General features: G+C 67.1%; 13 protein-coding genes. 11 read left to right on the top strand and 2 right to left on the bottom strand.

The window, feature by feature from the left end; all coding sequences use genetic code 11:
• Positions 1-35 precede the first annotated feature (35 nt).
• From ACZ7LS_RS09805 to ACZ7LS_RS09825, 5 genes are read left to right on the top strand one after another with little or no spacing between them, the layout of a single operon-like run.
• Positions 36-179, top strand: a complete 144-nt coding sequence (locus tag ACZ7LS_RS09805) for a hypothetical protein (RefSeq protein WP_385134278.1) — start codon at positions 36-38, stop codon at positions 177-179.
• Entirely contained in the window at positions 176-1,285 is a 1,110-nt protein-coding gene (locus tag ACZ7LS_RS09810) for a hypothetical protein (RefSeq protein ID WP_385134275.1), read from the top strand. The genes ACZ7LS_RS09805 and ACZ7LS_RS09810 overlap by 4 nt, the downstream gene beginning before the upstream one ends.
• Entirely contained in the window at positions 1,212-1,763 is a 552-nt protein-coding gene (locus ACZ7LS_RS09815; RefSeq protein ID WP_385134272.1) for a Mu transposase C-terminal domain-containing protein, read from the top strand. The genes ACZ7LS_RS09810 and ACZ7LS_RS09815 overlap by 74 nt, the downstream gene beginning before the upstream one ends.
• Positions 1,760-2,803: a TniB family NTP-binding protein gene (locus tag ACZ7LS_RS09820; RefSeq protein ID WP_385134269.1), complete on the top strand. Its 1,044-nt coding sequence runs from the start codon at positions 1,760-1,762 to the stop codon at positions 2,801-2,803. Before ACZ7LS_RS09815 ends, ACZ7LS_RS09820 begins: the two co-directional genes overlap by 4 nt.
• Positions 2,800-3,504, top strand: coding sequence for a TniQ family protein (locus ACZ7LS_RS09825; RefSeq protein ID WP_385134266.1), 705 nt, complete (start codon positions 2,800-2,802; stop codon positions 3,502-3,504). The genes ACZ7LS_RS09820 and ACZ7LS_RS09825 overlap by 4 nt, the downstream gene beginning before the upstream one ends.
• A gap of 149 nt (positions 3,505-3,653) precedes the next feature.
• On the opposite strand, the gene ACZ7LS_RS09830 is transcribed toward ACZ7LS_RS09825, so the two are convergent.
• The gene (locus ACZ7LS_RS09830; protein WP_385134263.1) at positions 3,654-4,724 is read right to left on the bottom strand and encodes a hypothetical protein; all 1,071 of its coding nucleotides are present in this window, start codon (positions 4,722-4,724) and stop codon (positions 3,654-3,656) included.
• A 420-nt stretch (positions 4,725-5,144) separates the two neighbouring features.
• Here ACZ7LS_RS09830 and acnA point away from each other — a divergent pair, with 420 nt between their 5' ends.
• Together acnA and ACZ7LS_RS09840 are read left to right on the top strand one after the other, a co-directional pair.
• Entirely contained in the window at positions 5,145-7,859 is a 2,715-nt protein-coding gene (gene acnA / locus ACZ7LS_RS09835) for an aconitate hydratase AcnA (RefSeq protein ID WP_382526392.1), read from the top strand.
• A gap of 141 nt (positions 7,860-8,000) precedes the next feature.
• The gene (locus tag ACZ7LS_RS09840; RefSeq protein ID WP_382871702.1) at positions 8,001-8,270 is read left to right on the top strand and encodes a hypothetical protein; all 270 of its coding nucleotides are present in this window, start codon (positions 8,001-8,003) and stop codon (positions 8,268-8,270) included.
• A 266-nt stretch (positions 8,271-8,536) separates the two neighbouring features.
• Here ACZ7LS_RS09840 and ACZ7LS_RS09845 read toward each other — a convergent pair whose 3' ends face one another.
• A complete protein-coding gene (locus ACZ7LS_RS09845) occupies positions 8,537-12,382 on the bottom strand; it encodes a GH92 family glycosyl hydrolase (protein ID WP_382665936.1) in 3,846 nt (1,281 codons plus the stop codon).
• A gap of 424 nt (positions 12,383-12,806) precedes the next feature.
• Here ACZ7LS_RS09845 and ngcE point away from each other — a divergent pair, with 424 nt between their 5' ends.
• The 4 genes from ngcE to ACZ7LS_RS09865 all read left to right on the top strand — a co-directional run bounded on the left by ngcE (position 12,807) and on the right by ACZ7LS_RS09865 (position 17,631).
• Positions 12,807-14,252 carry an N-acetylglucosamine/diacetylchitobiose ABC transporter substrate-binding protein gene (gene ngcE / locus ACZ7LS_RS09850; RefSeq protein WP_385134259.1) on the top strand — a complete coding sequence of 482 codons (1,446 nt, stop codon included), beginning with the start codon at positions 12,807-12,809 and terminating at the stop codon, positions 14,250-14,252.
• A 106-nt stretch (positions 14,253-14,358) separates the two neighbouring features.
• On the top strand, positions 14,359-15,282 hold the full coding sequence (locus ACZ7LS_RS09855) for a carbohydrate ABC transporter permease (protein ID WP_129768828.1): 924 nt from the start codon (positions 14,359-14,361) through the stop codon (positions 15,280-15,282).
• Entirely contained in the window at positions 15,282-16,217 is a 936-nt protein-coding gene (locus ACZ7LS_RS09860) for a carbohydrate ABC transporter permease (RefSeq protein WP_382526411.1), read from the top strand. Before ACZ7LS_RS09855 ends, ACZ7LS_RS09860 begins: the two co-directional genes overlap by 1 nt.
• 214 nt (positions 16,218-16,431) lie before the next feature.
• Positions 16,432-17,631 carry an ROK family transcriptional regulator gene (locus ACZ7LS_RS09865; RefSeq protein ID WP_382526414.1) on the top strand — a complete coding sequence of 400 codons (1,200 nt, stop codon included), beginning with the start codon at positions 16,432-16,434 and terminating at the stop codon, positions 17,629-17,631.
• The last annotated feature ends 89 nt before the right edge of the window (positions 17,632-17,720 follow it).

The raw sequence follows: 17,720 nt of genomic DNA on the forward strand, positions 1-17,720 counted from the left end.
AGCTGGTCCGTGTCTTCAGTGAGCCAACTGGACTGATGGCAGGGGCCATTGAGGCTGGTGATCCGCTCAGGGTTCTGCCCGTCGTGTTCCACCTGTTGTGGTCCCAGGTGCTGGAGGCGGATGTCGTATCCCAGCTGCTGGGCCCGGACAGCACCGTGCACATCGCGAAGGGACGATGATGGGTCGCCTGGTCCGCCCCCGAGCCCTCGTGGTGGGCGAACGGATCCGCTTCGACGGACAGGTACGGGTCATCCTGGCTGTCTCCGCCCGCTCGATCACCGTCTCGGACCTCGGCAAAGAGCCGCGAGCGGTTCCCCCTGCTGATCTGTTCGCAGCCGACGACTTCGAGGTGTCCGGTGGTCCTGGCCGGATGCCGCTGCCCTCGGCGTCGCTGCTGGAGACGTTGCCGTCGGCGGTCTTGGAGAAGGCCTTGTGGTGGGAGGCCCACGTCCTGGAGGTCCTGCATGGGCTGCCGCCCGACGCAGCACCGGGCACGGAACCGAAACCGGAGTACGCGCTGGCCCTCTCGCTCACTGCTCGGGAGCGAGCCAAGGCTGCCGAGCTGTCCGCAGCCGGGCACAAGGTGAGCGCGAGCACGGTCGGCAGTCAGCGTCGCAGTTACGAGACCGGCGGTGTCCTCGGGCTGGCAGACCGGCGGGCGGCACGGAAGACACCCAAGTACGGGACTGTGGACGCCGAGGTGGTCGCGGCGATGCAGCAAGCGATCAGCGAGGCCGTGGACGCCTCCACTCGCAACGGCGCGTTCCTGCTCTGGCGGACCGGCGAGATCCTCAAGTCCCGCGAAGAAGCGCAAGCGGTCGAGCTGCCCTCACGCCACAACTTCCTTGCCTCCTGCCGGTTCCTGGAGATCGACGTTCAGCCTGCTCACAAGGGCTCGCCCTTCGAAAAGGGGCACATCGAGAAGATGCTGAGCTCGGTGGGCACCCTGTTCGTTCAGTTCCTGTCAGGGTTCACCGGCCGCAACACGGATCGTCGTGGGCGGCGGCTGGACCGGCAACCGCTGTGGTCACTGCTGGAACTGCAGGAGCTGCTGGACGGGGCTCGTCGCCCGGTGGCAAAATCGCCGCCACGATGGGCTTCGGGACCCCTCCCATCCAGGGAGGTCGTTCACACCGAACGAGAGATACGCGGCTCTCGTCGAGGCCTGCGGCTACGTCCCGGTCGCGCTCAGCGGCGACGACTACAGCGAGTTGCTGCCAGCCGTCTGGCGCGCGGTCAACGACTACGGCATCAAGATCAAGCGCCGCACCTACGACGGCCCTGAGCTGACACCGTTTCGGCGGCAGGACTCCGGAGTGCGGGCGAAGAAGGGTCTTTGGGAGATCCACCACGACCCCTACGACGTGTCTCGGATCTGGGTACGCAACCACTTCGGAGACGGCGAGTGGATGCAAGCAGCCTGGAAACATCTGCGCCGCGTCCCCGTTCCGTTCGGGGAGATGGCTTGGGATCACGCCGCGCGCGGACTGCCCGAGGGCACCGAAGCTGAGATTGCAGACGCTGTCTCCGACCTCTTGGCCAGGGCACACGCCGGCCCTGGAGCGACGGCCAAGCCCAGACGCACCGCTCGGGACAAGCGGGTCACGGCCCGAACCCGGGCTGCGGGTTCCTCCTCCGACGTCACCCGAGCACAGCCGTCATCCGCCGAGTCGGTTCCCCCGCCCACGGAGGACGAGTCGCTCGCCGAAGTGATCCCCCTGGGCTTGTTCGAACCCCTGGAAGACCCTTGGAGGCGAAAGTGACCAACTTCAATGCCACCGCCGGCACCGCCCTGGAGACCACGGACGATGAGGCGGGCCTCCACCTGACCACCCGTGAGGGCTGGCATCGCTTCACGGCCGAACCTCCCGCTCCTCCAGAGCTGTTGGCCGCGGATGGGTACGCCGGGCTCTCGGATCATGAGCGAAGCCTTGACCATGAGGTCCGGATTGATCACCATGCGCGGTTGCTCGTCGTCGCCACCTCAGTGGTCCGCCGCACGGTGACCTGCGGGCGGCGCCTGGTGCTGCTGAACCGGCACGCGATCAGCGCTCGACGCGGACTGATCGTCTCCGGGCCCGCCGGCACCGGCAAGACGATTGCGATCACTCAACTCGGGCGAGCCCACGAGCTCCTGGACCGAGCACGACATCCACATGCCACGGGCCGCATCCCGGTCGTCTACATCACCGTCCCGCCAGCCGCGACCGCTCGCATGGTCGCAGTTGAGTTCGCCCGCTTCCTCGGTCTTCCCGTCCACCGCCGCTCGAACATCACCGACCTGATCGAGGCCGTCGTCGGCGTCTGCACCGACAGCCACACCGGCCTGATCCTGGTCGATGAACTGCACAACATCTCGCTGACCAGTCGCATCGGCGCCGAGGTCTCCGACACCCTCAAGTACTTCTCCGAACGCATCCCCGCGACCTTCGTCTATGCAGGCATCAACATCGAGCACAGCAACCTTCTGTCCGGAACGCGTGGGGCACAGATCGCCGGACGGTTCACACTGGTGCCCACCCACGCGTTCCCCTACGGAGCCGAATGGCAGGGCCTGGTCGCGACGCTGGAGAGCACCCTCCGCCTCCGCCGTCACCGGCCGGGAGCACTGGTCGAGCTCGACCGCTACCTGCACGACCGCACGGGCGGCATGATCGGGGCACTGTCGCACGCCATCCGCGGCGCAGCCATCGACGCGATCCTCACAGGCACCGAGAAGATCACGAAGAAGTCGCTGGAAGCGGTCCCGCTGGACCACTCCGCCCAGAGTGGGTTCACCCCATCGTCGAAGCGCGGCCGATGACCTCTGAACTTTCCGAGCGCATCGCACAGCTGCCCGTCAATGCCCGGCCTCGCGTTGGCGAGACCACCGACTCCTACATTCGTCGACTGGCGCGAGCCAACCATCTCAAGCCCAGCTACCTGCATGGATTCGTCTGCGGACCACCGTTCTGGGCCGGGAAGCCCCAGATCGAACGGCTCTCGGCAGTGTCAGGACGCTCAGCCGAGGCTCTGCAGCATGCCCTCTCCGATGCCAGCTCGCCCCGAGGCCGTTCCAAGCCGACTGCCCGCGCTCTCCATCTCCACCAGCACAAGGCACTCCGTCGGCATGGCGTCGACATGACGGTGCTGATCCAGCACGACGCGCTGGACGGAACCATGTCGATCCGGGCCCTCTCGGAGACCTGGGCAGTCCCACGCTGGCTGGTCCGCCGCGTCCTGAACTACGCGATCTTCCCAGCTCGCAGCACACGCCGACGGCGCACCGCCCTCGAAGCACAGGACCAGGCCCTCATCACCTCAATGATCGACAAGGGGATGAGTGCCAAGGAGATCTGGGTCGAGCTCATGGACACCCACAACGTGTCAGTGTCCGTCGCCAACCTGCAGATCATGGCCTCCAAGCGCCGCAAGGCACGTCGTCGGCGGCCCAAACGGTCCCCCGCGCCCTCCGCTGCTGAGCCCGGACAAGATAGTTGGAACCAACGTTGTGTCGTGGCCTGAAGATCCTGACCTTGCGGGACACGCTTGTTGGAACCATCGGGTCACGCTTCTTGCAACCTGCAGTGGACTGCCATTCATGTTGGAACCAGTTCCGACTCGGCAGCCCTTCTGTCACCGGCTACGTGAGGGTGTGCAGCAAGCTGGACAGCTCATTGGATCAGGTCGGTGTGCGGATGCTCGGGGGAGGCCGGGCAGACGTAGATCTGCATGTTGTCCGTGCTGCCTACTTCTACCCTCGTCGGCTGCGAGGGGTTCTGGCCCGCGTAGTGAGAGGCGAGGGCGACGGTCTGGTCTTCCTGCGGCACCCAGGTGCGGCCTTCATCGCCGTCCCACTCCCAGGAAGCGATCGTCAGCAGCGGGACCATCTGTACCTCGCACACAGCGCAGTACCGGGGGCTCGGGTCGGTGCGGCCCCACGGCGGCCAACCACCGACCTTCCAGCCGGGTGCGTTGCCCAGATGAATGGAATAGAACTCCCGCGGATACTCCGCGTAGGAGCTGTCCACTCCGGCACCGGCTGCCTGCCACCTGCTCCAGTCATCCAGCGCCAGCTGCAGATCCGAGCTCAGATCCAGGCTGTTGGGGTACTCAGTGATCGCTTCCGGCGCCAGCACGCACGGCTCCGGTACATAACCCGGATAGTCCGCCTCGTACGGTTCCGGTGGTGTGGCTAGGACATCGCCGACCTCCGCAGCCGACCGCCAGAACAGTGCGGTCGACGGCTTGTAATACGGATCGTGCTCGTACGGGCACCAGAGAATCTGGAGCAGATCGGCCTGCCCGGGCGGCCGCAACAGGGGTATGTCACGCAGGAACAGCTGGGCCACGGGCAACATCGGGACCGGGCATTCGGCGGGCCCGGGAGGGCCGGCGTCGAGCCGTTTGGCGAGCCACGCGGCATTGCTCTCCTTGAGTACTTCCTCCTCGGGCGTGAGCGTGGGCTGGACGTCAGGGCGCCACCGGAACTGCAAGAGCCTCTCGAGCCGCACTTCGGTCGGCGACTGGCGGAATCCACTGTCCACGTGCAAATGCGCGTCTTCACAGTGCGGCCACGGCTCCCCTGCCGACCACAGCAACGGCCCACCGACCGAGCTGTCTCTGACCGAAGGCGCCCCCGGACGCGGATGCAGCCGCACCGCAGTACGTGCCAACGGAGCCAGCTCGGGGAAGACCGCTGTCACCTCGACAGGCCGCGGTGGAGTAGTTCGTACGAAACTCATATCGGCGATCTTGCCACCAGCTACCGACAGTCTCTTGCCGCCTCAACCTGCGTCAGCGCTCAACTGGCTGTAACGCCCACCTAGCGGCTCACAAGGCGAGGTCTCGGCATCGGCCATCAAGACTCGGTGCCAACAATCAAGACCAGGTTCCAGCTAGCGTGTCTCGGCTCAGCTGCCTGACGTGAGCGCTCAGACTTCAATGAGATCCACTCAGCCTTCGGTGAGACAGGACACCGTACCCGCGCATGACCGCGCGGCGGTCATGTACTAGAGTTATCTCGACATCGAGATATCTGCCGAAGGCGTACCGCGGCCGCCAGCCGGTAAGGGTGACCTAACTAAGCCTTACCTTAGCGGATCGGCGAGGAGTCGTGGCGGCAGCATGACGGTAGTACGCGCACATTGATGAAGGAGACTGTCGTGTCGGCGAACAGCTTCGACGCCCGCAGCACACTGCAGGTGGGCGACGAGTCGTACGAGATCTTCAGGCTGGACAAGGTCGAGGGCTCCGCACGCCTCCCTTACAGCCTGAAGGTGCTGCTGGAGAATCTGCTCCGCACCGAGGACGGCGCGAACATCACCGCCGACCACATCCGCTCCATCGGCTCCTGGGACTCCCAGGCGCAGCCGAGCCAGGAGATCCAGTTCACCCCGGCCCGTGTGATCATGCAGGACTTCACCGGTGTGCCGTGTGTCGTGGACCTCGCCACCATGCGTGAGGCCGTGAAGGAACTCGGCGGCGACCCGGCGAAGATCAACCCGCTGGCCCCGGCCGAGCTGGTCATCGACCACTCCGTCATCGCCGACAAGTTCGGCACGCCGGAGTCCTTCGCGCAGAACGTGGAGCTGGAGTACGGCCGCAACAAGGAGCGCTACCAGTTCCTGCGCTGGGGCCAGACCGCCTTCGACGAGTTCAAGGTCGTCCCGCCGGGCACCGGCATCGTCCACCAGGTCAACATCGAGCACCTGGCCCGTACGGTCATGGTCCGGGGCGGCCAGGCGTACCCCGACACCCTCGTCGGTACCGACTCGCACACCACCATGGTCAACGGCCTCGGTGTGCTGGGCTGGGGCGTCGGCGGCATCGAGGCCGAGGCCGCGATGCTCGGCCAGCCCGTCTCCATGCTCATCCCGCGCGTCGTCGGCTTCAAGCTGACCGGTGAGCTGCCGGCCGGCACCACCGCCACCGACCTGGTCCTGACGATCACCGAGATGCTGCGCAAGCATGGCGTCGTCGGCAAGTTCGTCGAGTTCTACGGTGAGGGCGTCGCCGCGACCTCCCTCGCGAACCGCGCCACCATCGGCAACATGTCCCCGGAGTTCGGCTCGACCGCCGCGATCTTCCCGATCGACGACGAGACGCTGAAGTACCTGCGCCTGACGGGCCGCAGCGACCAGCAGGTCGCCCTGGTCGAGGCGTACGCCAAGGAGCAGGGCCTCTGGCTCGACCCGGCCGCCGAGCCCGACTTCTCCGAGAAGCTGGAGCTGGACCTCGCGACGGTCGTCCCGTCCATCGCGGGCCCGAAGCGCCCCCAGGACCGCATCATCCTGGCCGAGGCCAAGCAGAAGTTCGCGGAGGACGTACGCAACTACGTCTCCGAGGACGAGGAGGCGGGCAAGGAGTCCTTCCCGGCCTCCGACGCCCCGGCCTCCGCCAACGGCGTGCCGACCCGGCCGACCCTGGTCACGGCCCCCGACGGTACGACGTACGAGATCGACCACGGCGCCGTCACCGTCGCCGCGATCACCTCCTGCACCAACACCTCGAACCCGTACGTCATGGTCGCCGCCGCGCTCGTGGCCAAGAAGGCGGTCGAGAAGGGCCTGACCCGCAAGCCGTGGGTCAAGACCACGCTCGCCCCTGGCTCGAAGGTCGTCACCGACTACTTCGACAAGGCGGGCCTCACCCCGTACCTCGACAAGGTCGGCTTCAACCTCGTCGGTTACGGCTGCACCACCTGCATCGGCAACTCGGGCCCGCTGCCCGAGGAGGTCTCCAAGGCCGTCAACGAGCACGACCTCGCGGTCACCTCGGTGCTCTCCGGCAACCGCAACTTCGAGGGCCGGATCAACCCGGACGTCAAGATGAACTACCTGGCGTCGCCGCCGCTGGTCGTCGCGTACGCCCTGGCCGGCTCCATGAAGGTGGACATCACCAAGGACGCCCTGGGCATCGACCAGGACGGCAAGCCCGTCTACCTCGAAGACATCTGGCCGACCGAGGCCGAGGTCAACGACGTCGTGGCCAACGCCATCGGCGAGGACATGTTCAACAAGTCCTACGCGGACGTCTTCGCGGGCGACGCGCAGTGGCAGGCGCTGCCGATCCCGACCGGCAACACCTTCGAGTGGGACCCGCAGTCCACCTACGTCCGCAAGCCCCCGTACTTCGAGGGCATGACGATGGAGACCTCGCCGGTCGAGGACATCACCGGTGCCCGCGTACTGGCGAAGCTCGGCGACTCGGTCACCACCGACCACATCTCCCCGGCCGGTGCGATCAAGGCCGACACCCCGGCCGGCACGTACCTCACGGAGCACGGCGTCGAGCGGCGCGACTTCAACTCGTACGGTTCCCGCCGCGGCAACCACGAGGTCATGATCCGCGGCACGTTCGCCAACATCCGGCTGCGCAACCAGATCGCCCCGGGCACGGAGGGCGGCTTCACCCGCGACTTCACCGTCGAGGGCGCCCCGGTCTCCTTCATCTACGACGCCTCCCAGAACTACCAGGCAGCCGGCACCCCGCTGGTCGTCCTGGCGGGCAAGGAGTACGGCTCGGGCTCGTCCCGCGACTGGGCCGCCAAGGGCACCGCGCTGCTCGGCGTGAAGGCCGTCATCGCCGAGTCGTACGAGCGCATCCACCGCTCGAACCTGATCGGCATGGGCGTGCTGCCGCTCCAGTACCCGGAGGGCGCCTCGGCGCAGGCCCTGGGCCTGACCGGTGAGGAAACCTTTTCCTTCACGGGCGTGACGGAGCTGAACAACGGCACCACCCCGCGCACGGTCAAGGTGACGACGGACACGGGCGTCGAGTTCGACGCGGTCGTCCGTATCGACACCCCGGGTGAGGCGGACTACTACCGCAACGGCGGCATCATGCAGTACGTGCTGCGCAGCCTGATCCGCAAGTAGGGCTTTACCACGGCCAGTTGAGGGCTGTGCCCCGTACGTACGCGTACGGGGCACAGCCCTCACGGCATTGGATGGCGCGAACCCGCCCCCACTAAACTGCCTGGCAGTTGCGCACTCAATCAACCCGAGTGGAGGCAGGTCATGACACGTGCCTGGGAGGCGGATCCGTCCGCGTCATTCGAGCGGCGACTCGGAAAGTCGGCCGAGGAACTGGGCCATTCCGATGGCCGCGACGCGTGCCCGGACATCTGGCAGCTGGACAACGGTGATATCGCGGTGATCGGCCGGGACCTCACATCCCGTTACGGTCCGCGACTGCCGGAGGGCGTCACTCTCGCCGCGGACGAACGGCTGGTCGTCATCCCCGGAAGCATGCTCAGCGCCGCCAAGACGGATATCACCGACGCGTGATCTCCACGTGCCGTCCCTCCCGTCCGAGCAGGCGAGAGGGTCGTTACGACGACCCCCGCGCGGCCGCCGTGCGGGAGCGGATCGGGCGTCGGGTGGGGTGTTAGGGCGTGTTGCGAAAGCAGCGCCGTCCGCCCGCGGGGCGTCGCCGGCCAGGCGGGACTCAGGGGCTGGGGCCGTGTCGGGGGCCGGTCCGAGTGGGTCCCGGCGTGCCGGGACGGGGCACCCGCGTCGGCAGGTGTCCCGTCCCGGCCGCTCCGCTCATTGCGCTAGCGGAGCAGTTCCACCTCCGCCAGGGTCGACGGAGCGTCGCTCACCAGGCGGTACTTCGCGTACGTGCCCGGCTTGGCGACCGTGAAGATCCGGGTCTGCCGGTCCCAGGCGAAGGACTGCGCCGTCCTCGTGTCCAGCGTCCGCCAGGTCGTGCCGTCCGCCGAGCCCTGGAGGGTCCAGCCGGCCGGGGCCTTCGCGGCCGTGGATGACGTCAGCGTGTACTGGACCGCCTTCGTCGCCGACGCCACCGGCAGCTCCACGGACTCGACCGGCGCCGAGGTGCCCGAGGAGTTGTCGGAGAGCGGGCCCGACGCGGTCAGGGCGTCCGTGCGCGGTGACGGGGCCTTGTCGTCCTGCTGGATCGAGACAGGCGCCGCGTTCTTGCCCGTGCCCCAGGACGACGGCTTCGGGCCCATCGCGAACTCCAGCTGCCCGCCGCGCGCCAGCAGATCGTGCGGGAGCGCCGTGGAGTTCCAGGACTTGCCGTTGACCTTCAGCCCCTGGACGTAGATGTTCTTGTCGCTGTTCTTCGGCGCCTTGACGACCAGCGTGCGGCCGTTGTCCAGACGGAGGGTCGCCTTGGTGAAGAGCGGCGAGCCGACCGCGTACTCCCCGCTGCCCATCACCAGAGGGTAGAAGCCGAGCGCGGAGAAGAGGTACCACCCCGACTGCTCGCCGTTGTCCTCGTCGCCGTGGTAGCCCTGGCCGATCTCGCTGCCGACGTACAGCCGCCCCAGGACCTCGCGCACCTTCTCCTGGGTCTTCCAGGGCTGCGAGGCCGCGTTGTACATGTACGCGGCGTGGTGGGCGACCTGGTTGGAGTGGCCGTACATGCCCATCCGTACGTCACGCGCCTCCGTCATCTCGTGGATGACGCCGCCGTACGAGCCGACGAACTCGGGGCCGGCGGTCTCGGGGGTCGAGAAGTAGGTGTCCAGCTTGTCCCCGAGACCGGGGCGTCCGCCGTAGAGGTTGGCGAGCCCGCGGCTGTCCTGGACCGCCGTGAAGGCGTAGCCCCACGCGTTCGTCTCGGTGTAGTCGTAGCCCCATACCCGCGGGTCGAACGCGTCCGAGGGGACCCGCCAGTCGCCCTTGAGGTCGCGGCCCTGGAAGAAGCCGGCCTTCGAGTCGAAGAGCGAGACATAGTTCTGGGCGCGGTTGCGGAAGTACTCGGACTCCTCCTTGTAGCGCTCCTTCCTCGTCTTCTTGTAGAGCGCCTCGCCCATCTTCGACAGGCCGTAGTCGTTGAGGTAGCCCTCCAGTGACCAGGACAGACCCTCATGGGTCTGCGTGGAGGCGTAGCGGAGGAACGGCGACGTCTCCATGCCCTTGCGGCCCACACCCGAACTGGGCGGTACCACCGTCGCGTTCTTCAGCGCCGCCTCGTACGCCGCCTCCGCGTCGAAGTCGACCCCCTTGACGTAGGCGTCGGCGAAGGCCACGTCCGAGCTGGTGCCGGTCATCAGATCCGCGTAGCCGGGGGAGGACCAGCGGGAGATCCAGCCGCCGTCCTTGTACTGCTGGACGAAGCCGTCGACCAGTTCGCCCGCCTTCTTCGGGGTGAGGAGGGAGTACGCGGGCCAGGTCGTGCGGTACGTGTCCCAGAAGCCGTTGTTGACGTACACCTCGCCGTCGACGATCTTCGCGCCGGTGTGCGTCGGGGTGTCGGGCCCGGTCTGCGGGGAGAACGGGCTGGCGTACTGCTGCTTCGGGCGCGACTTCGTCCCGGTGTTCTCGAAGCCGGAGTTGGGATACAGATACAGCCGGTAGAGGCTGGAGTAAAGCGTCGTCAGCTGGTCGTGGTCCGCGCCCTCCACCTCCACCCGGCCCAGGATGGCGTCCCAGGCGCTCTGCGCCCGGTCCTTGACCCGCTCGAAGCGGGTGGGGGCGGGGATCTCGTCGGCGAGGTTCTTCTTGGCCTGGTCGAGGCTGATCAGCGAGGTCGCCAGGCGCAGGGTGACCGTACGGTCCTTGCCGGCGTCGAAGCGCAGATAGCCGGTGACATCGGCGCCGCCGCCACCGGAAAGCTTGCCGCTCGCGGTGACGGGCGCGTCGAAGACGCCGTATACGAAAAGCCGTGTCGCGCCGGTCGACAGTCCGCTCTTGACATCGGAGAAGCCGGAGAAGGAACGGGTCGCCGGATCGAGCGTGAGTCCGCCCGCGTTGGAGATGTTGTCGAACACCACGCTGGCGTTGTCACCGGGATAGGTGAACCGCATCATCGCCGCGTGATCGGTCGGCGTCATCTCGGTCTTGAGACCGTTCTCGAACGTCACGCCGTAGTAGTGCGGCTTCGCGGTCTCGTTCTCGTGCCGGAAGGGCAGCGCACGCGCCGTACGGGACGCCTCGGGCGTCTCGGCGGCCACCGACGGCATCAGCTGGAACGTCTGCCGGTCGCCCATCCAGGGGCTCGGCTCATGGCTGGCGCTGAAGGCCTGCACGGTCGGCAGGTTGTCGGCGTTGTTGGCGCGGCTGTACTCGTAGAGCCAGCTGGTGGACCCGGCGTTGGTCACCGGCGTCCAGAAGTTGAAGCCGTTCGGCACGGCGGTCGCGGGGAAGGTGTTGCCGCGCGAGAAGGAGCCGCTGGAGTTGGTGCCGCGGGTGGTGGAGGCGTAGTCCGACAGACGCGCGAGCCGCTTCTCGGCGGGCTTGGGCGCGAGGCTGATGTCGTCGATCCAGCCCTGGAACTTCGCGGGGCCGGTGCGGGAGTCGTACGCCACCAGGATCCGGTCGACGGTCTTGCCGGCCGCCACGGCGCCGATCCGGGCGTCCACCTGGTTCCACTGGTTGACGTAGAGCCGCTTGGCGTCGCCCTGGCCCTGCGGGGTCAGCAGCCCGCCGTGCGCGTCGGTCGCCTTCAGATCACTCAGATAGGTCCCGTCCGTGAAGGCGAGATCGACCGAGACGTTCGTGGCCGGATAGTTCAGATCGGTCTCCGGGAGGGAGGGATAGATCCGGTACGAGAGCGCGGTGTCGCGCCGCACGGCCGTGTGGACGTCGAAGACCTTGTTGTACGAGTACGCCCGCCCTTCCGGCTGGTGCGTACCGGCGTACTTCAGCGCACGTGTGCCGGTGAATCCGGCGCCGGCCTTGGCGGTGGGGGAGCCGGAGGGGCCGCGGTCCACCTGCGTGCGCATGTCCTGCGGCGCGGGCGTGCTCGTGTCCCCGTCGGAGAACTGCACGTCGGCCAGCTGGGTCGCGTCCGAGGCGCCGTTGTTCGCGGTGATGTCCAGCCGGAAGTGGCGGTAGGCGGCCGGGGCCTCGACAGCGACGTCGTAGGACTTGGTCCGGAACCGCTCCGTGAAGGTCTCCCCCTTCCGGGAGTCCAGCTCCTTCCACTCCTTGCCGTCGGCGGAGCCCTGGAGCGTCCAGTCCTTGGGGTCGCGCTCGGCATGGTCGTTCGCGGAGGTCAGCGCGTACGTGACGACCTTGACCGGTTCGTCGAGACCGAACTCGATCCAGGCGGTGGGCTCGAACGCCAGCCACTTCGTGGCCGGCTGGACGTCGACGAGGTTCTCCTTGGTCTCACCGCCGCCCGTGTTCTCGCCGCTGGCCCGCAGCTCCACGACCCGGTCCGTGACATTGCCCGGAATTCCGTTGGTGAAGCCGCCGTCGACGCCGGATGCCCGTTTCTCTCCATCGGGTCCCACTTCGACGGTGTTGCGCCATTCCGGCTGGGGATCGTCCGTTTCGAAGGAGGAGGCGAATTCCTTTTCCGCCGACTTCGGTTGAACGGGTTGTGCTATAGCCGCCGACTGTGCTGTTACGACGAGCAGCGAGGCGGCCGCCACCAGGGCGGCCGTATGCCATTGTCTGCGCCGGGGTCCGGTTCTCTGCCGCATACCGAGCCTTTCGTCCTGCGTACCAAGTTGGACAACGTTGTCAAACGGGAGCGCAGGGTCCAGTAGGGGCCAAGTGTCGTGTGGTGTCAAGGGTGTTGCAGGGATGGCGTGTTCGGAATGGCTCATTCTGGAGAGACCGAGGTGGTCGAATGAGTACACACCCGGCTCAGATATCCACGAGGTCTCAACTCGGGAAAGACTGCCGTCCAAACCTGCTTTCGATCTTGCCCCGTCGGCGGGAAGTGGACTATACCTGTCGGCGTCCCCCCAAGCGATGCGATCGAGCACGATCGGGCACGATCGGGCGCAGCAATTCCGCACGACCCAGCTACATTTGACCGCGGTGGCGGGGCCCTTCGCCTCAGAAGAGAAGGACGGGCGACCGGTACACCGCCTGAGTCCTGGAGAAGGCGAGGACTTGAGCATGGGATCCACCTCCGCTCAGAACAGCGAGGGCCTCGGCCGTCGCGATGTGATCAAGCGGTCCGCCGCGATCGGTCTGATCACCGTCCCGACGATGAGCTTCCTGGCCTCGTGCGCCAGCAGCGACAGCGGGAGCGACAAGAAGGTCGAGAAGGGCAAGGCGACCGACAAGAACCCGCTCGGCGTGAACGCGAGCGCGCCTCTCGACTTCGTCCTGTTCGACGGCGGATTCGGTACGGAGTACGCGACGGACGCCGTCAAGCAGTACGAGAAGGCGTTCCCCGACGCGGAGGTGAAGTTCACCCCGACCCAGAAGATCCAGTCCGAGCTCCAGCCGCGCTTCAACGGCGGCACCCCGCCCGACCTGATCGACAACTCGGGCGCCGAGCAGATGGACATGGGCGTTCTCGTCGGCAAGAAGCAGCTCGCCGACCTCACCCCGCTGCTGGACGCCCCCTCCGTCGACGACCCGGCCAAGAAGGTCCGCGACACGCTGCGTCCCGGCGTCGTGGAGATGGGCCAGTTCGACGGCGACCCGGTGTGGATCCTCTACTACGCCTACACCGTCTACGGCGTGTGGTACTCGCAGACCGCGCTGGACAAGCTCGACGCGGAGTACCCGGAGGACTGGGACGCGATGCTGGCCCTCTGTGCGAAGGCCAAGAAGAAGGGCATCGCGGGCTGGACGTACGCCGGCAAGTACCCGTACTACGTGCCCTTCTCGCTCTACCCGTTCATCGGCAAGATCGGTGGCCGCGAGGTCCTCGACGCCATTGACAACCTGGAGCCCAACGCCTGGAAGCACCCGGCCGTGAAGTCCGCCTTCGAGGCGTACTTCGAGCTGTTCAAGAAGGGCTACATACTCCAGGGCACCCCGGGTCTCGACCACATCCAGTCGCAGACCGCCTGGACCGAGGGCAAGGCCCTGTTCATCCCGAACGGCTCCTGGGTGGAGAACGAGGCGGCGAAGACGACGCCGAAGGACTTCCAGATGAAGGTGGCCGCGCCGTCCAGCCTGGACAGCTCGGACAAGCTCCCGTTCGGCACGCTCTGGGCGTCCGGCGGCGAGCCCTTCGTCGTACCGGCGAACGCCAAGAACCCCGACGGCGGCATGGAGCAGCTGCGCATCATGCTGAGCGAGGCGTCGTCGAAGAACTTCACGTCCAAGGTGAAGTCGCTGAGCTCCTTCAACGGCGGCACCGACGGACTCACCCTCTCCACCGCCCTGCAGTCCGGGGTGGACGCGCTGGCCAAGGCCGGCGCCAATGTGCTCAACCCGCGGCTCCAGGACTGGTACGTGGCCCTCCAGAAGGAAAAGATCGGTGTGGGCGCGCTCGGCGAGATGATGGCCGGACGTCTGACCCCCGCCGAGGCCATCAAGAAGTGCCAGGAGTACGCCGACGCGGCCGCCAAGGACACCTCCATCAAGCACTACAAGCACCAGTAGGAGTGGAAGTGACCGGAGGCCCCGCCGGGGCTTCCGGTTCCGGCCCGGCGCACGGGCCCCCCACGGCAGCACGGCGATACCCGCCGGAGATTCGGGGTCGGGAGATATGCAGCACGGCAAATACCGGTTCATTGTGGGGTTTCTGGTATTCCCCCTGGCGATATACGCGCTCTTTGTCGTATGGCCATTCATCCAGTCCATCTATTACTCGTTCACGGACTGGACCGGTCTCAGCCCCGACTTCGCGATGGTGGGCTTCGACAACTACATCCGGATGCTCGACGACGACACTTTCTGGAGTTCCCTCCAGCACAGTCTGACCTTCGCGCTCCTGCTGCCCGTGGTGGTCCTCGGCCTCGCGCTGTTCTTCGCGTTCATGCTGAATGTCGGCGGGCGCAGCCGGAAGGGGGCGGCCATCTCGGGGGTCCGCGGATCCTCGTTCTACAAGATCGTCTACTTCTTCCCGCAAGTGCTCTCGATCGCGATCGTCGCCCTGCTCTTCCAGTTCGCGTACAACCCGAACAGCGGTGCCATCAACTCCGCGCTCGGCGCGGTCGGTCTGGACAGCGTGAAGCCGGAGTGGCTCGGCGATCCGAAGCTCGCGCTGTGGTGTGTGATGGCCGTCCTGGTGTGGAGTACGACCGGCTTCTTCGTGGTCCTCTTCTCCGCGGGCATGGCCTCCATCCCGAAGGACTTCTACGAGGCGGCGCTGCTGGACGGCGCGAGCCGCTTCACCACCTTCTTCCGGATCACCCTGCCGCTGCTGTGGGACACCGTGCAGTCCGGCTGGGTCTATATGGGCATCCTCGCCCTGGGCGCGGAGTCCTTCGCGGTGGTCCAGATCATGACCGTGGGGCCGGGCGGTCCCGCCGATTCCACCAATGTGCTGACGTTGCTCGTCTACCAGAAGGCGTTCCGTGACGGTCAGGCGGCCTATGCGACCACGATCGGTGTCGCCCTCCTCATCGTCACGCTGGCCTTCGCCGCCATCGTGATGCGGCTGGGTCGACGTGAGCGGCTGGAGTTCTGATGAAGACCACTGAGACGCCTCCCCCCGCCGACACGCCTCCGCCGGCCGACGCCGTACGGACCAGGCCCGCCGTGACCAAGGCGGCCGCCCCGCCCGACAAGGAGTCGAAGACCGGCGGCGTCCTCAACGTCTTCTCCCACGGCGTGCTCGTCATCTGGGCCTTCCTGGTCGCGATGCCGCTGCTGTGGGCGGTCATGACGTCCTTCAAGGACGACAAGTCGATCTTCACCTCGCCGTGGTCGCTGCCGGACACGCTGCGCTTCGAGAACTGGTCGCGCGCCTGGACCCAGGCGCACATGAGCGACTACTTCCTCAACACCGTCCTGGTGGTGGCTGGTTCACTGGCCGGCACGCTGCTGCTCGGCTCGATGGCCGCGTACGTACTGGCCCGCTTCGAGTTCCCGGGGAACCGGTTCATCTATTACTTGTTCATCGGCGGGATGAGCTTCCCGATCATCCTCGCGCTGGTCCCGTTGTTCTATGTAATGAACAACATGGGCCTGCTGAACACGATCCACGGTCTGATCCTGGTCTACATCGCCTACTCGCTGCCGTTCACGGTCTTCTTCCTGACCTCGTTCTTCAGAACGCTGCCGACCTCGGTGGCGGAAGCGGCGATCATCGACGGGGCCTCGCACACCCGGACCTTCTTCCAGGTGATGCTGCCGATGGCCAAGCCGGGTCTGATCAGCGTCGGGATCTTCAACTTCCTCGGGCAGTGGAACCAGTACCTGCTGCCCACGGTGCTCAACACCGACCCCGACAACAAGGTCCTCTCCCAGGGGCTGGTGCAGCTCGCCGTCAGCCAGGGGTACAAGGGGGACTGGTCCGGTCTCTTCGCCGGCCTGGTGATGGCGATGCTGCCCGTGCTCGCCGCGTACATCATCTTCCAGCGCCAGGTGGTGGCCGGCCTGACGGCCGGAGCGCTCAAGTAGCCGCTCGTTCCGGGAGCGAGATCCGGACGAACCGCCCGCCGACCCCGGTCGGCGGGCGGTTCGGCGTGTTCCCATTGCTCAAGGTCTTGACGGGGAGGCGCCCCGAGGGCTGAGCTTAGGGTTCACAAGTTGGAGATACGTCGGGGTCTCATTGGCGCGGCCCCGGCCGGGGGCGGTGGTCGTGCCGCCTGCCAAGGGCAGGAGTGGATGAGTCGTGGAGACTCCGGGGTCGCAGTCGTCTCTGCACCGGGCCAACCTCGAACGGGTCGTACGCGCGGTGCGTATGGCCGGTTCGCTCACCCAGGCGGAGATCGCCAGAAGCACGGGACTGTCGGCGGCCACGGTCTCCAATATCGTCCGTGAGCTGAAAGACGGCGGGACGGTCCAGGTCACGCCCACCTCGGCAGGGGGCCGCCGGGCCCGCAGCGTCTCGCTCAGCGGGGACGCGGGCACGGTCATCGGGGTGGATTTCGGCCATACGCATCTGCGCGTGGCGATCGGCAACCTCGCCCACCAGGTGCTCGCGGAGGAGTCGGAGCCCCTCGACGTGGACGCCTCGTCCGCCCAGGGCTTCGGCCGGGCCGAGGAACTCGTCGAGCGGCTGATCGTCACCACCGGCGTCAGCCGTCAGAAGGTGATCGGAGTCGGCCTCGGCGTCCCCGGGCCGATAGACGTCGAGTCGGGCACGCTCGGCTCCACCTCGATCCTCCCCGGCTGGACCGGCATCAACCCCAGCGACGAGCTGGCGGGGCGGCTCGGCGTACCGGTGTACGTCGACAACGACGCCAACCTCGGCGCCCTCGGCGAGCTGGTCTGGGGGAGCGGCCGCGGAGTGAAGGACCTCGCGTACATCAAGGTCGCCAGCGGGGTCGGCGCCGGGCTGGTGATAGCCGGCCAGATCTACCGCGGTCCCGGTGGTACGGCCGGTGAGATCGGGCACATCACGCTCGACGAGTCGGGCCCCGTCTGCCGCTGCGGCAACCGCGGCTGCCTGGAGACCTTCACGGCGGCCCGCTACGTGCTGCCGCTGCTCCAGCCCAGCCACGGCGCGGACCTCACCCTGGAGCGTGTCGTCCAGCTCGCCAGGGAGGGCGATCCGGGCTGCCGCCGGGTGATCGCCGACGTCGGCCGGCACATCGGCAGCGGCGTGGCCAATCTGTGCAATCTCCTGAACCCCAGCCGGGTGGTGCTCGGCGGGGATCTGGCGGAGGCTGGTGAGCTGGTGCTCGGGCCCATCCGCGAGTCCGTCTCCCGGTACGCGATCCCCAGCGCCGCACGGCAGTTGTCGGTGCTCCCCGGGGCGCTCGGCGGCCGGGCCGAGGTGCTCGGCGCACTCGCCCTCGTCCTGAGCGAGATGGGCGATTCGCCCCTTCTGGAGAGCGCCCTTCCGGCAGGGGCGCCTGTCTTCACTTAGATAACGAATGGCACCGTTGTCATCTCGTTAAGGATTTACTCCTTGACGCTGGCTCCGCGCCGGAGTTGACTTCCTGCCACCTCGGCCGC

It is taken from the genome of Streptomyces sp. NPDC039430 (assembly GCF_055639435.1).